The sequence below is a fragment of the Nonomuraea guangzhouensis genome, assembly GCF_019396345.1.
GTDB classification, from domain to species: domain Bacteria; phylum Actinomycetota; class Actinomycetes; order Streptosporangiales; family Streptosporangiaceae; genus Nonomuraea; species Nonomuraea guangzhouensis.
Genome location: NZ_JAHKRM010000026.1, coordinates 20883 through 34941, shown reverse-complemented (window position 1 = coordinate 34941; position 14059 = coordinate 20883). Strand labels below are relative to the sequence as shown.

The following is a 14059-nucleotide window of genomic DNA, read 5'->3' as shown; positions in this document are numbered from 1 at the left end:
CCTTTACCTAGTGGAAACTAGGTAAAGGGTTACCTAGTCTGTACTAGGTTGTCAACGGGAGGCTCCTTGACCAGGAAGAGGCTGACACCCCAGGCCCGGCGCGAGGTGATCGAGCGCGCCGCCACAGAGGTGTTCGCCGAGCGCGGCTATCACGGCGCCTCGGTCGAGGAGATCGCCAAGCGCTCGGGCATCTCGGTGCCGGTCCTGTACGACCACTTCGCCGGCAAACTGGAGCTGCACCGGCATCTGCTGCAGCGGCATTTCGCCGACCTACGGGCGATCTGGCACCGCCACCTGCCCGGCGCGGGCCCGGCCGACCAGCGCATCTCACGCACCATCGACGACTGGCTCGGCTACATCGAGCAGCACCCGTACGCCTGGCGGATGCTCTTTCGCGACACCACCGGCCAGGACGAGATCGAAGCCCTCCGCCGCCAGGTGGAGGCGGAGAGCCGGGCGCTGATCCTGCCGATGTTCGCCCGCGAGTACGACGCGGACGGCGTCGAGCTGGAGCTCGCCTGGGAAGCCTGGCGCGCCGCCATCCAAGGTCTGGCCCTGTGGTGGTACGACCACCGCGACGTCCCCCGCCACCAGGTCGTCACCGCCGCGATGAACGCCCTCTGGCTCGGCCTGGACCGCCTGCGGCAAGGCGAGAGGTGGCACGGCTGACGCGGCCCGCAGCCGATCTCGCCGATCGCCGCCGCCTCGGCGGCGTCACCCGCCCGGCAGGATCCTGTGCGCCGCGGCGACCCGCGCGAGGGCCTTGCGCAGCTCGCCCAAGCGCGCCGGATCCAGCGCGCCGAGCACGTCGACGTCGACCTGACCGGCGATCCGGGCCGCGGAACGGCTGAGCGCCCGCCCATCGTCGGTGATCTCGATCACCTGGCGGCGCCGGTCGACGGTGTCCCGCACCCGCCGCACCGCGCCGAGCGCCTCGAGCTCGTCCAGCATGTCGACCACCACGCTCGGGGTGACGCCGATCGTCCGAGCGAGCGCCAGCTGGCCATGCGGCTCTGCGGCCAGCAACTCCAGGACGGCACAGTGGCGCGGCCGCAGCCCCAGGGGAGCAAGTTGCTCGGCGAACCGCCCGGCGGCCACCTGCCCCACCTTGCCGAGCAGGAAGGTGAGGCTGTCGGTCACGGACTCTTGCGACGGCATGACCCCGATGCTACCTTCCCCATATGATTCGGCTACCGAACGATATGGCCCCCGACAGACTTAGCCGCGTTCTGACATCCGCCCTGGTCGCGCTGACCGTCGTCTCGTCCGGATACTTCGCCGTCGGCGGACTCATCGACCCCGGCGGTCTCGTGCCCGGCGGAGACGCGCCGGCGGTCCGAGTGTTCGCCGCCTACCTGGCGGCCCGCAGTGCCGTTCTGCTCGGTGGCCTGATCCTTTTCACGGCGCTGCGGGCCTGGCGACCACTCGCGCTGCTCCTCGGGCTGAACGCCGCCGTCCAGCTCATCGACGCCGCGATCGGCGCGACACAGGGCCGGCTCCCCCAGACCATCGGCCCGGCCTGCTTCGCCCTCCTGCTCGGCGCCGCCGCCTGGCGGCTGGGTGGCAGAAAAAATCATCATCCATCCGCGCAGGTCGCACAGGCCTCCAAGCCGCCGCAACCCCGCAGCAGACGGGCAAACGACGCACAGCAGGACGAATGACAAGCTAGCGTGACAAGAGTCAGTACCTCTCGTCACGCTGGCCTGAGTGTTCACTCCGGTCACGTCAGACACGAAAGGGATCGGCTTGAACGTCAAGAAGCTCGTACCCGCCCTGGTGACCGCCACCGCCGCGGCCGCCCTGCTGAGCACCCCGTCCGCCGCCACCGCGGAGGTCACGGCCGTGCACAAGAAGTCCGCCAAGTGCTCGTCGCCTCATGGATCGAAGATCAATATCTCCTGGGGTGACGGCAACGTCTCCACCACGGTGTACTTCAACAATCACTGCAACCAGAAGCGCGCCATCAATCTCCAGTTCGTCCAGGAGAACGGCAAGATCTTCGACAAGTGCATCACGGTCAACCCCAAGACCAAGGGCAAGAAGAAGATCGGCTACGGCATGCCCAACAAGGTGACGCTCCCCAGGAGCTGCTAGCAAGCCATCTCTGAAGCCGGGGCCTGGTGGGTGACGACCCCCCACAGCTCATCGGCCCGGTTTCGGGACGGCCCCGTCACAATGCGCGCAGCGTGCGCATCCCGTTCGCGCTCTCGCGGGCGATCGCGTCCAGGGCGGCCTGCGAGGCGGCGTCGGCGGCGCGGTAGATGACGAGCCGATGATCCGGGTCCTGCAGGGGATTGAGCACTTCGAACTCGATGGTGAGCGACCCCACCCGGGGGTGCCGCAGACGTTTGCGGCCCCGCCCGTTAACTTTGACGTCGCGCATCCCCCACATACGAACGAAGTCCTCGCTCCGGGCCGTCAGCTCGGTGACCAGGCCGTCGAGGGCGGCGTCGCTGGAGTGCGCGGCCCAGGCCGCGCGCAGGTCGGCGATGCCCTCACGCAGCACTTCCTCGCGGTCGCGGAAGAGGTCGCGAAAGTCCGGGTGCAGGAAGCAGAGCCAGAGCGAGTTGCGCTGCTCGTCCGGCAGAGCGTCGAAGTCCAGCAGCAGCCCGGCCATCTCGTCGTTCCAGGCGAGGATGTCGAAGCGGTGGTTGAGCAGCATGCACGGCAGCGGCGACAGGTCGTGCACCAGCCGGGCCAGCAGACCGGGCTCCTGGTCGACCGGGCGGGGCCGGGTCACGGGCCGTTGCTGGGCCAGGTCGAACAGATAGGCCCGTTCGTCGTCGGTCAGCCGCAGGGCCCGGGCGAGCGCCTCGAGCACCTCTGGTGAGGGGTGCAGGCCGCGCCCCTGCTCCAGCCGGACCACGTAGTCGACGCTGACTCCGGCCAGCTCCGCGACCTCTTCCCGGCGAAGGCCCGGGGTGCGGCGGGTACGTCCGCTCGCCGGGAGTGCCAGCTCCTCCGGAGTCAGCCGCTCGCGCCGCGTCCGCAGGAACGCCGCCAGCTCATGGGTCACGTCCACTTCGCTGCTCACCACCTCGACCTTACCGGCGGGCTGCCTGGGAACGGCAGTCCCAGGATGGGCCTTCACTGGTTCGGCGCTCGGGGCCGCGACAACCTGTGGTGAGCGGCTCGGGACGCGGCGGCGGCCGAGCCCGCCGATGACATACCTCGCCGCCACCTGTCTGGAGGCCATCGTGGCTGGATCTGTCGCTCTCGACGTCTACCGACTATTGGGCCGCTCCGGCCTGCGGGTCTCCCCGCTGGCGTTGGGGACCATGACGTTCGGGTCGGACTGGGGCTGGGGCGCCGACAAGGACGAAGCACGCCGGATCTTCGACACGTACGTCGATCGAGGCGGCAACTTCCTCGACACGGCCAACCAGTACACCAACGGCACGGCCGAACAGCTGCTCGGCGAGTTCGCGCACGGGCGCCGCGAGCGCCTGGTGCTCGCCACCAAGTACACCCTGGCCACCCGCCCCGGCGACCCGAACTCCGGCGGCAACCACCGCAAGAGCATGGTCCAGTCGGTGGAGACGAGTCTGCGCCGGTTGAACACCGACTACATAGACCTGCTCTACCTGCACGCCTGGGATGGCACCACGCCGGTCGAGGAGGTGCTGCGCGCCCTGGACGACCTCGTCCGCGCGGGCAAGGTGCTCTACGCCGGCATCTCCGACACCCCGGCGTGGCAGATCTCGCGGATGCAGGCGATCGCCGAGCTACGCGGCTGGGCCCCGCTGATCGCGCTGCAGATCGAGTACAGCCTGGTCGAGCGGACCGTGGAGCGCGATCTCATCCCGATGGCGAGTGAGATGGGGCTCGGCGTGATCCCCTGGTCGCCGCTGGCCAGCGGCGTACTGACCGGCAAGTACACCGCCGCGGACCTGGACCACGCGGGCGCCTCGGCCGCGCCCGAGGGGACGCGTAAGAACGTCGCGGTGGCCAACGGCGCCATGACCGAGCGCGCTCTCGCCATCGCCGACGTGGTGAAGGACATCGCCTCGCAGAAGGGGACGACACCCGCGCAGGTCGCGCTCGCCTGGACGCTGATCGACTCGGCGGTCACCGCGCCGATCATCGGGGCGAGAACCCTGGCGCAGTTGGAGGACAACCTGGGCGCCCTGGACGTGCGCTTCACCGAGGACGAACTGACCGCCCTCGACCAGGCAAGCGCCGTCGAGCTCGGCTTCCCCCACGAGTTCCTGGCCCGGCCGATGCCGCGCCACGTCATGTTCGGCGGGGCCAAGCTGGCGATCGACCAGCACGGTTGATCACAGGTCCAGGACCAGCTCGTCCCGGGGCTGGGCGCAGCAGATCAGGACGTTGTCCTGGGCCGGCGCGTCGACCGGTTCGGGTGAGTAGTCGACGCTTCCGGACAGCAGGCCGCTCTCGCAGCTGTGGCAGACGCCCGTACGGCAGGACCAGCGGGTGGGCACGTCGCAGGCCTCCGCGAGTTCGAGCAGGCTCGCGTAGGCGGGGTCCCAGTCCACGGTCAGGCCGCTGCGCGCGAACGAGATCCGCGGGCCCGTGCCGGGCGGACCCGCCGGCGGGTGCACGGGCCGGGCGGGGACGCTGGTCAGGCCGGGGTTCAGGGCCGGTCCCGTACCGAAGATCTCGGTGTGTACGCCGGCGGGGGCGAGGCCGGACGCGGCCAGGGCGGCGGGGAGTTCGTTCATGAACGCGGCGGGGCCGCACAGGTAGACCTGGGCGGCTCGCGGAGCACCGACGGCGCTGAGCAGGTCGAGGGAGAGCCGGCCCGCGGTCTGGTAGTCGACGCCCTGGCGGTCGCCGGGCCCCGGGCGGCTGTAGCAGATGTGCCGGTGCGCGTTGGGGAGCCGGGCCAGCAGGTCGCGGGTCTCCTGGGCGAAGGGGTGCTCGGTGCCGTCGCGCGTTCCGTACAGCCACCAGACCTCACGTGGGGAACGCGTGGCGACCAGCGCGTACAGCATGGCCAGGACGGGGGTGACGCCGATGCCGGCGGAGACCAGCAGGACCGGTGCGTCGCCGGCGTCCAGGGTGAAGGCGCCACGCGGCGCGGCGAATTCGAAGACGTCGCCCACGCGCACGTGAGTGCGGAGATAGCCGCTGGCGACCCCGTGCGGATCCTGCTTGACGCTGATGCGGTACGCGGCGGTGTCCGGGGGGCCGGACAGCGAATAGCTGCGGATGAGCGGCGGGCCGCCGCCGTCCGGGCGCAGCCGTACGGTGAGGAACTGGCCGGGCAGCGCCGGCGGCAACGGCGAGCCGTCGACGTCGGCCAGCGTCAGGGAGAACACGCTCCTGCTCTCCGCGTCGATACGGGCGACCCGCAGCGGCCGGAACCCCTCCCAGGCAGGCGGCGGCCCGCCGGCGGAGGCAGGCGTCAGCCCCGCGTTGCCGGCCGGTTCGCCGTCGGGCTGGTCGAGCAGTGCCCGGAAGGAGGCCTGCCAGCCGGGGCTGAGCGCGGGGATGCGCAGCGCACGGGCCACTCGCTCGCGGGAGTGGCCGGGCAGGTACAGCAGGGCGTCGATCTCGGCGACGGTCATGCTTTCCGGCCCGGAGGCGATCTTGACGATCTCCTGCCCCGCCTCGACCCGGCCCTCGGTGATGACCCGGAGGTAGAAGCCGGGACGCCGGTGGGAGACGAGGAGGGCGGGCAGTCGCGGCTCACCCATCCGCAGGCCCACCCGATAGCAGGTGACGCGCGGCTGGGTGACCTCGAACACCGCCTCGCCGATCCGGTAACGGTCGCCGACGCACACCTCGTCGTCGGGCAGGCCGTCAACGGTGAAGTTCTCCCCGAACTGCCCGAAGGTGAAGTCGTCGCGCCCGAACTGTTCCTGCCAGTAGCGGTAGGAGTCGATCTGGTAGACGAGCACCGCGCGCTGCTCACCGCCGTGCCCGTCGAGGTCTCCCTGGCCGTCGCCGTCGATGTTGAGCCGGCGTACCATCCGGGGCCCGGTGACAGGCCGCTTCCACACACCGGTGTGTACGGTCCTGCCATGCCAGGAGACGTCCTGTGGCAGGCCCACGTTGATCGCCAGCAGCTTGGCGCGGCCGTTCATCGCTAAAGCGACTCCGAGGAACCATGGTGACAAACCATCACAAAGTATACCAATACTTGTGATCTTCGCTGGGTATAAGGGACCTCATGGCATGCCGCATCAGTGAACTCATCCTCAACTGCCGCGACCCGGAGCGCCTCGCCGCGTTCTGGTGCGAGGTGCTCGGCTACGTGGTGCTCGACCGTGAAGAGGGCAGCGTGGAGATCGGTCCGAAGGAGGGGTTCGGCGGGCTGCAGCCGACCATCGTCCTCAGTCCGAGCGACAACCCGAGGACGGGCCCGCTCCCACTGCACATCGACGTGAACCCCACTGATCGAGATCAGGCCGCCGAGCTCGACCGGCTGCTGGCCATCGGCGCCAGGTTCGCCGACGTCGGGCAGACGGGTGAGGAGTCCTGGCACGTGCTGGCCGACCCCGAGGGCAACGAGTTCTGCCTGCTCCGCCGGCAACTGGACGTCAACTGACCGCGTTGATCTCCACAATCAAGGACGTCACCAGGCCGATTCCCGACCGGCTGCCGCGAGGGCAGCCGGTACGGTACGAATCATGCGCGCCGATGAAGCGGCATCGGTGATCCTCGCCGCACTGGTGACGCTGTCCACCGCGTGCGGCGGCGCGACTCCGTCCGCACCGCACCCCACCACCCCGAGGCTCGCCGTCCCGGCCACCGAACGGGTCACCCCGACGCCCGCGCTGGCCGGAAAGACGGTGGTGATCGATCCCGGCCACAACGGGGGCAACGCGGCGCACCCAGAAGTGATCAACCGCCAGGTCGACATCATCACGCAGCGGAAGCCGTGCAACACGACGGGGACCGAGACCGACGCCGGCTACTCCGAGCACGCGTTCACCTGGGACGTGGCCCGCAAGCTCAGGCCACTGCTGGAGAAGATGGGGGCGAAGGTGGTGCTGACCCGGCCCAACGACACCGGAGTCGGGCCGTGCATCACTGAGCGGGCCGCCATCGGCAACCACGCGAAGGCGGACGCGGTCCTGTCCATCCACGGCGACGGCGCGACCGCGGGCGGGCACGGGTTCCACGTGATCCTGCCCGGCCTGGTGAAGGGGCACAACGACGCGATCATCCAGCCGTCCCGGCGGCTCGGGGTCATCATCAGGAACGCCTACCGGAGCGGCACCGGCCTCCCCTACTCCACCTACCGGGGCAGGAACGCGCTGGAGACCCGCACCGACCTGGGCGGACTGAACCTGTCGACCCGCCCGGCGGTGTTCATCGAGTGCGGCAACATGCGCAACCGCGGCGACGCCGCCAAGATGTCGGACCCCGCCTTCCGCGAACGCATCGCCACCTCTCTGGCCACGGGAATCACGAAGTACCTCACCGGCTGATCGGAACCCGTACTCTTTTCGGGTGATAAAGGGCAGACGCGGAGACCAGGAGGTCATCGACGGCCTGTTGGCGAGCGCGCGAGCGGGGCGCAGCGGCGCTCTTGTGCTCTACGGCGACCCGGGCATCGGAAAGAGCGCTCTCCTGCGCAGCACCGCCGAGCGGGCCACCGATCTGCGGGTGCTCCGCAGCGTCGGGGTGGAGACCGAGGCCGAGCTCCCGTTCGCGGCGCTGCACCAGTTGCTGCGGCCGGAGCTGGCCCGCGCGGAGGCACTGCCCGAGCCGCAGGCGCTCGCGCTGAAAGGCGCGCTCGGCCTCGGCAGGGCCGCCGGCGAGGACCGTTTCCTCATCGGGCTCGCGACGCTGTCCCTGCTGTCCGAGATCGCCGAGGACGGCCCGCTGCTCTGCCTGGTGGACGACGCGCACTGGCTGGACCGGGCCTCCGCGGACGCGCTGCTGTTCGCGGCCAGGCGGCTCGACGCCGAGGGCGTCGCACTGCTCCTCGCCGCACGTGACGGGTTCAGCGCGCCGGGACTGCCGGAGCGTCGGCTGGGCCCGCTCGACGCCGAGTCGGCGGCCGAGCTGCTGACCGAACGTGACCCGCATCTGGCGGAGGGCGTCAGAAGCCGGATCCTGGCCGAGAGCCGCGGCAACCCGCTCGCGCTGATCGAGCTGCCGCGCACCGCCGACCCGTACACTCTGATGCCGCTGCCGCGCCGGATCCAGGAGGCGTACGCGACCCGCATCGCGGAGCTGCCGGCCGGGGCCCAGCTGATGATCCTGCTCGCCGCCGTCGAGGACACCGGCGACCTGGGCACGGTGCTGCGCGCGGCCCAGCGGCTCGGGCTCGGCGCCGAGTCACTCGGCACGGCCGAGCGGGCCGGCTTCCTCGCGCCCAGCGGTGGCGGCGTCACCTTCGTCCACCCGCTCATGCGGGCCGCCGCCGTCCACTCGGCCGCCTTCGACCAGCGGCTGGTCGCGCACCGGGCGCTGGCCGACGTGCTGGACGACCGGGACGACAGACGGGCCTGGCACCTGGCCGCGGTCGCGCTGGGACCCGACGAGCAGGTCGCCGTCGCGCTGGAACGGGCCGCGGACCGGGCCAGGACACGGCACGGCCACGCGGCGGCGGCAGCCGCGCTCGAACGCGCCGCCGAACTCACCACCGACCGAGAGGCGCTGGCCAGGCGGCTGGCGGAGGCGGCCGTGGCCGCCGCGGACGCGGGGCTGCCCGAGCGAGCCCAGGCGCTCGCGGAACGGGCCGCCCGCCTCGTCGAAGATTCGCGCTCCATCGCCAGGCTCGCCGGGCTCCGCGCCAGAGTCGCCTTCGAACGCGGCTCCGTCCACACCGCCCACGACATCCTGCTCTCCGGGGCGGCCCGGGTCGCCGAGCTGGACCCGGTCGCCGCCGGTCTCATGCTCGTCGACGCGGGACGCAACGCCTGGCAGCTCAGCGACCCGCAGCGGGTCGAGGAGGCCGCCGTACGGCTGCGCCGCCTGCCGCTGCGCGAGGAGGACGGCCTGAACACCGCCGTCGACGCGGTCGCGGCGGCCGCCGAATCGCTCAACCACGGCCCGGCCAGAGCGCTGCCCGGCATGCGCCCGCTGGCGCTCGACGCGCGCGGTATCGAGCGCGGCTCCTACGGCCTGCGGGTCAACGGCGCGTTCGTGGCCGGACTGGTGGGCGAGTTCGAGTGGCAGCGGGAGATCTCGGCGGCGCTGGTCGAGGAGTGCGGCGCGCTCGGCATGACCGGCTGGCTGCCGATCGCGCACGTGACGCTGGCCGCGTCCGCGATCTGTCTCGGCCGGTTCGCCGACGCCAAGGCCGATGCCACCGAAGGGCTGCGGATCGCCAGGGATTTCGGCCAGCCGCACCGGACCGGCTACCTGGAGGGCATGCTGGCCTGGATCGCCGCCGTCGAGGGCGACGACGCCCGGTGCGCGGAGCTGGCCGGGCGCTGTGCCGAGCATTTCGCCGTGACCGGCATCGCCAACGGTGTGGCCTGGTCGGAGTGGGCCCAGGCGATGCTCGATCTGAGCCGCGGCCGCCACACACAGGCGCTGGACCGGCTGGAGTCCGCTCTTGCGGGGCCGGTGCGCCACCAGATCCAGGCCGTCTACTTCGCTGCCGACCAGGTCGAGGCGGCCGTACGAGCGGGCCTGCCGGACCGGGCGAAGGAGCCGCTCGACCGGTTGGCGGAATGGGCGGGAGCCGCGCGGCTCGACTGGGCCGACGCGATGCTGGCCCGCTGCCGCGCGCTCGTCGACCCGGGCGACGAGCTCTTCGCCGCCGCGTCGCGGCCGCACGGCCGGCCGATGGAGCGCGCCAGGACCGAGCTGGTGTACGGCGAGTGGCTCCGCCGCGAGCGGCGCAAACGCGAGGCGCGCACCCGGCTGCGGGCCGCGCTGGAGACGTTCCAGCGGCTCGGCGCCGCCCCGTGGGCCGAGCGGGCCACAGCCGAGCTCCGCGCCGCCGGAGAGATCGTCGCCGCTCCCGCCGTCTCCGGCGCCTTGACCGACCTGTCGCCGCAGGAACTGCAGATCGTCCGGCTGGCCGTGACGGGCCTGACGAACCGGGAGATCGGCGCCCGGCTCTTCGTCAGCCCCAAGACCGTCAGCTACCACCTCTACCGGGCCTTTCCCAAGCTCGGCGTCTCCTCCCGGGTGGAGCTGGCCCGGCTGGACCTAGGCGCGGCGTAGTGGAGCTGGCCCGGCTGGATCTAGGCGCGGCGTAGCGCGGGCGCCACGGCGGCGACGAGCGCGAGCACCACGCACCCGGCCGTCACCGCGCCGATCGCCGGCCAGGGCACGCTGATCGCGATCGGCCCGGCGATCTGCACCAGCGAGGTCCAGAGCCCGGCCAGGCTGATCGCCGCGACGGCGGCGGCCAGCACCACGCCTATGGCCACGACCAGGAGCGCCTCGCCCGCGACGTACCTCACCACCTGGCCGCGGGTCGCGCCGAGCAGCCGCAGCGCCGCCCGCTCCGCCGTCCGATCCGAGGCCGCCATCAGCAGGATGTTGACCAGGGCGATCGCGGTGTAGGCGAGGATGATGCCGAGCACCACCAGGAGCCCGAGCCGGCTGGCCGAGCCGCGCCGGTCGCCCGCCTCGCGCACCCAGGCCTCCTTGGTGAGCGCCCGCGCGTTGTGCCCTCGCGTGGCCTGCCGCAGCGCGGACTCCACCTCCGGCGCCGAGGTGCCCGGCCGCAGCTTCACGTAGGCCGTGGTCACCGGCGCGGAGAAGGCGTGTGCCGTGGTGACGTAGGAGTCGGCCGGCGCGTCCGGGGCTAGCAGCGCGACCACCTTGAGCGAGACCTCGCTGCCGTCGGCCCGCCACAGCTTCGCGGTCTGGCCGAGTTCGAGTTCCCACGTCTGCGAGACCGCGATGGTGCCGTCGTTCAGCCGGTCCAGGGAGCCCTTGATCACCTGGACATCGAGCGCGCTCCGGAGCCGGGCCGGGTCCACGGCCTCGGTGGGCCGCTTGATCAGCGCGGTCTTGCCTTCAAGGGTGTACACGCTGGTCGGGGCCGTGGTCGCGACCTCCACGCCGTAGATGGCCCGCAGGCGCTCGACGAGTTGCCGATCCAGTCCCCCCGATCCTTCGGGAAGCACCAGGTAGTCGGCCCGTACCGGCGCCGCCTGCGTCGCGGTCTTCGCCGCGTCGGTCATCGCGGCCGCGCCGAGCAGCGCGGCGGCCAGTCCCACCGCCACCAGGACCGGTGCCGCCGTCGCCGCGGTCTGCCTGACGGAGGCGGCCGCGGCGGCGGGCACCAAGGTGGCGCCCGCACCGCGAAGACGGCTCAGCGGTACGGCGAACAGCCTGGCGACCGGTCGCACCACTGCCGGGGCGAGCAGGCCGACACCCGCCACGAGCAGCATCAGGACCGGCATGAACGACTTGTTGTTGGCGGCGCCCCCCGGATCGGTCACGGCGTTCACCGCCATGCTGACCAGCGCGGCGCCGAACAGCCCCACACCGACGAGCAGCCGGCCCCAGGTCATCACCCGAGGCTCGAACGCGGCCTCGCGCATGGCCTCCGCCGGGTGCACCCGGCCGGCCCGCCTGGCCGCGACGCTCACGCCGGCCAGCGCGACCACCACGCTCGTGACGAAGGCCGTGACCGCCGGCCAGGACTGCGTGCTCGGCACCAGCCAGGCAGGTGCCATCCCGAGGCCGACCAGCCAATCCAGAATCGGCCCCGCGGCGTGGGGCCCGGCCAGCGCGCCCAGCGCCGAGGCGGCCAGGGCGACGAACCCCGCCTCGCCGTACACCATGCGCCGCACCTGGCGGCGGGTCGCGCCGACGGTCCGCAGCAGCGCGAACTCGCGTCGCCGCTGCGCCACGGCGAACGCGAACGTCGACGACACCACGAAGACGGCGATGAACACGGCGAATCCGGCGGCGATGCCGACGATCGTGTTGGCGTTGTTGCGGGCCCGCTCGTCGCCCTCGCGGTTGGGGTCGACCAGCGCCCGATCCTGCCCGGTGAGCACCGGTACGCCGCTCGGTTTCGTCCACAGGGCGAGCGCGTCGATGCGCGGAGACAGCCGGGCGGCCTGCTCGTCGGTGAAGAACACCGTGGGCGGCCCGTCCGTCACACCCACCACGGTGTACGGCTTCGCCCCTTCTCGCGTGATCACGCTCACCTTGTCACCCACCCGGGCCTCCGCGCTCACCGCGACCTCCCGCGAGGTTTTCGGCGCCCGGCCCTCGATCAGCCGCTGCGGTGCCGTACGGGACGCCGACCAGGGCCGACCCACCGCGTCCTGGCCGCCCGCGACCTGGGCGGGGAAGATCCGGTCGACGACCGCGCCGGGAAAGCGGCTGGCCACCTCGGCGGTCAGGCCGTGCCGCTCCGCCAGCGGCTGGCTCTGCCCGCCCTGCCAGGTGTCCACGTGCAGTCGCTCGTCGGGCACGACCACGTACGGCGCGGCGGCATAACGCTGCGGGGCGCGGTCGGGAGAGTTCACGGTGGTGGCCAGCACCTGGCCCATCGCGGCCATCAGCGCGGTGCCGAGCGCGAGCGCGAGGAAGGTGCCGAGGAAGGAGACCAGGCGGGTGCGCAGGGTGCTCCACGCGATGCTCAGCACGACTCCTCCAGCATCAGCATGCGGCCCGAGACGGCCTCGGCCGTCGGGTCGAGCAGCTGACCGCAGATCCGGCCGTCCGCCAGGAACAGCACCCGGTCGGCGTACGCCGCCGCGGCCGGGTCGTGGGTCACCATCACGATCGTCTGCGCGTGCCGGTCCACCAGCGAACGCAGCAGCCGCAGCACGTCCCGGCTGGTGTTGGTGTCCAGCGCGCCCGTCGGCTCGTCGGCGAAGAGCACGGCGGGCCTGGCGGCCAGCGCCCTGGCGATGGCCACGCGCTGCTGCTGGCCGCCGGAGAGTTCGGCGGGACGGTGGCCGGCCCGCTCCGCCAGGCCGACCGCGTCCAGGCTCTGCCGTACCAGCTCCGGGTCCACCCTGCGGCCCGCCAGCTTCAGTGGCAGCGCCACGTTCTGCGCCGCGGTCAGGGAGGGCAGCAGGTTGAACGACTGGAACACGAATCCGATGCGGTCGCGGCGCAGCAAGGTCAGCTTCCGCTCCGTCAGCTGGGTCAGGTCCCTGCCGTCCACCGTGATCCGGCCCGACGTGGGCTTGTCCAGACCGGCCGCACACTGCAACAACGTGGACTTGCCCGATCCGGACGGTCCCATCACGGCGGTGAACGTGCCCCTGCCGAACCCGACGGTCACGTCGTCGAGCGCGGTGACACCGTGCGCGTAGTGCTTCGTGACCGCCGTCAGCTCGACCGCGGAGTCCAGGGCTTCCATGAGTTTCACGAGCAGAACGCTAGGGACGCCAGGTCGCCGCCGGTATCGGACAAGTGACTAGGATCCGGCGCGTCAGGCGGAAGCGGGCTTCCGGCGGTCCGGCTCGCACTGCCGGGTCGAGACCCGCTTCGTGGCAGCACGCGCGTCCTTGGTGATGGGCAGGAGCTCCTCGGCGACCAGTGCGAACCCGTCGGCCGGCTGCTGAGTCGCCCTGGCGAAAACCATCCCGACGACCGTGCCTCCCGGAACGACCAGCGGCCCACCGATCGCCGCCACGCTACTGTCGGCGGACAACATGAGGACCGTCCGGGTGACCTGATGTGTGTAGTAAAGGTCCTGACTGTGCGCCTCGACAGTCCGTTTGATCTTGATCGGCTGTGCGACCGCATGCTCCGCGTCTTTCGGATAGCCGATCAGCTGGGCGGGCCCAGTCGGCTCTTCGGCGATGGGGAGCGGAGGCGCGGGCAGATCTGGCACGTACAGGACCGCGGCGTTGACATCCGGATCAAAGGCGACGACACGGGCCGGATATACCTCGCCGTCATCGGTGGTCACGGCGAGAGACGACGGGGTGGCGCCGGCCAGCGCCTGCGCCGTCGTCACCACCCGCTGGGGGGCGTAGACGAAGCCCGTCTCCTCGACCTTTCTGCCGCACGTCGGCGCTTGTCCCGAGAGGCGCACCACGCTCCGCCCCTCGCTACCGGCCTTGGGCAGGACCGCGGGCTCACCCGTGGGTGCCGGGGAACCGGTGGGCAGCGACCAGGGCACCACGATCGAGCATCCAGCTAGGACGAGCAGGATCGGTAACCAGAGCAGGCGCATCAGCCATCCCTCTCTTGACAT

The 14059-nt window shown here is 71.7% G+C and carries 13 protein-coding genes; 7 read left to right on the top strand and 6 right to left on the bottom strand.

The genetic code is table 11. The features are described from left to right. Nucleotides 1-66 precede the first annotated feature (66 nt). Nucleotides 67-669: a TetR/AcrR family transcriptional regulator gene (locus KME78_RS43130; RefSeq protein WP_219535362.1), complete on the top strand. Its 603-nt coding sequence runs from the start codon at nucleotides 67-69 to the stop codon at nucleotides 667-669. A gap of 45 nt (nucleotides 670-714) precedes the next feature. On the opposite strand, the gene KME78_RS43125 is transcribed toward KME78_RS43130, so the two are convergent. Beyond that, nucleotides 715-1158 carry a MarR family winged helix-turn-helix transcriptional regulator gene (locus KME78_RS43125; protein ID WP_219535360.1) on the bottom strand — a complete coding sequence of 148 codons (444 nt, stop codon included), beginning with the start codon at nucleotides 1156-1158 and terminating at the stop codon, nucleotides 715-717. Between the two features lie 23 nt (nucleotides 1159-1181). Between KME78_RS43125 and KME78_RS43120 the strand changes: the two genes are divergently transcribed. Next, nucleotides 1182-1661, top strand: coding sequence for a hypothetical protein (locus KME78_RS43120; protein ID WP_219535358.1), 480 nt, complete (start codon nucleotides 1182-1184; stop codon nucleotides 1659-1661). A gap of 85 nt (nucleotides 1662-1746) precedes the next feature. Then, nucleotides 1747-2094, top strand: a complete 348-nt coding sequence (locus KME78_RS43115; protein WP_219535356.1) for a hypothetical protein — start codon at nucleotides 1747-1749, stop codon at nucleotides 2092-2094. A 76-nt stretch (nucleotides 2095-2170) separates the two neighbouring features. Here KME78_RS43115 and KME78_RS43110 read toward each other — a convergent pair whose 3' ends face one another. Continuing rightward, on the bottom strand, nucleotides 2171-3034 hold the full coding sequence (locus KME78_RS43110) for a helix-turn-helix transcriptional regulator (protein ID WP_308127350.1): 864 nt from the start codon (nucleotides 3032-3034) through the stop codon (nucleotides 2171-2173). Between the two features lie 163 nt (nucleotides 3035-3197). On the opposite strand from KME78_RS43110, the gene KME78_RS43105 reads away from it, so the two are divergent. Beyond that, on the top strand, nucleotides 3198-4277 hold the full coding sequence (locus tag KME78_RS43105) for an aldo/keto reductase (protein WP_308127349.1): 1080 nt from the start codon (nucleotides 3198-3200) through the stop codon (nucleotides 4275-4277). Here the strand turns inward: KME78_RS43105 and KME78_RS43100 are convergent, their stop codons facing one another. Then, nucleotides 4278-6050, bottom strand: coding sequence for an MOSC and FAD-binding oxidoreductase domain-containing protein (locus KME78_RS43100; protein WP_219535350.1), 1773 nt, complete (start codon nucleotides 6048-6050; stop codon nucleotides 4278-4280). It lies immediately after the preceding gene. A gap of 86 nt (nucleotides 6051-6136) precedes the next feature. Here KME78_RS43100 and KME78_RS43095 point away from each other — a divergent pair, with 86 nt between their 5' ends. From KME78_RS43095 to KME78_RS67545, 3 genes are all read left to right on the top strand, one after another. Then, nucleotides 6137-6514, top strand: a complete 378-nt coding sequence (locus tag KME78_RS43095) for a VOC family protein (RefSeq protein ID WP_219535348.1) — start codon at nucleotides 6137-6139, stop codon at nucleotides 6512-6514. A gap of 82 nt (nucleotides 6515-6596) precedes the next feature. Then, nucleotides 6597-7400, top strand: coding sequence for an N-acetylmuramoyl-L-alanine amidase (locus KME78_RS43090; protein ID WP_219535346.1), 804 nt, complete (start codon nucleotides 6597-6599; stop codon nucleotides 7398-7400). Nucleotides 7401-7422: 22 nt separating this feature from the next. After that, nucleotides 7423-10098 (top strand): helix-turn-helix transcriptional regulator, encoded by a 2676-nt coding sequence (locus KME78_RS67545; protein ID WP_219535344.1) that lies wholly within the window; start codon nucleotides 7423-7425, stop codon nucleotides 10096-10098. Between the two features lie 20 nt (nucleotides 10099-10118). Here the strand turns inward: KME78_RS67545 and KME78_RS43080 are convergent, their stop codons facing one another. The 3 genes from KME78_RS43080 to KME78_RS43070 all read right to left on the bottom strand — a co-directional run bounded on the left by KME78_RS43080 (nucleotide 10119) and on the right by KME78_RS43070 (nucleotide 14059). Further along, nucleotides 10119-12491, bottom strand: a complete 2373-nt coding sequence (locus tag KME78_RS43080; protein WP_219535342.1) for an FtsX-like permease family protein — start codon at nucleotides 12489-12491, stop codon at nucleotides 10119-10121. Next, nucleotides 12485-13216, bottom strand: coding sequence for an ABC transporter ATP-binding protein (locus tag KME78_RS43075; RefSeq protein ID WP_219535639.1), 732 nt, complete (start codon nucleotides 13214-13216; stop codon nucleotides 12485-12487). The genes KME78_RS43080 and KME78_RS43075 overlap by 7 nt, the downstream gene beginning before the upstream one ends. Nucleotides 13217-13288: 72 nt before the next feature. Continuing rightward, complete coding sequence (locus tag KME78_RS43070; protein ID WP_219535340.1) at nucleotides 13289-14059, bottom strand: S1 family peptidase; 771 nt, start codon at nucleotides 14057-14059, stop codon at nucleotides 13289-13291.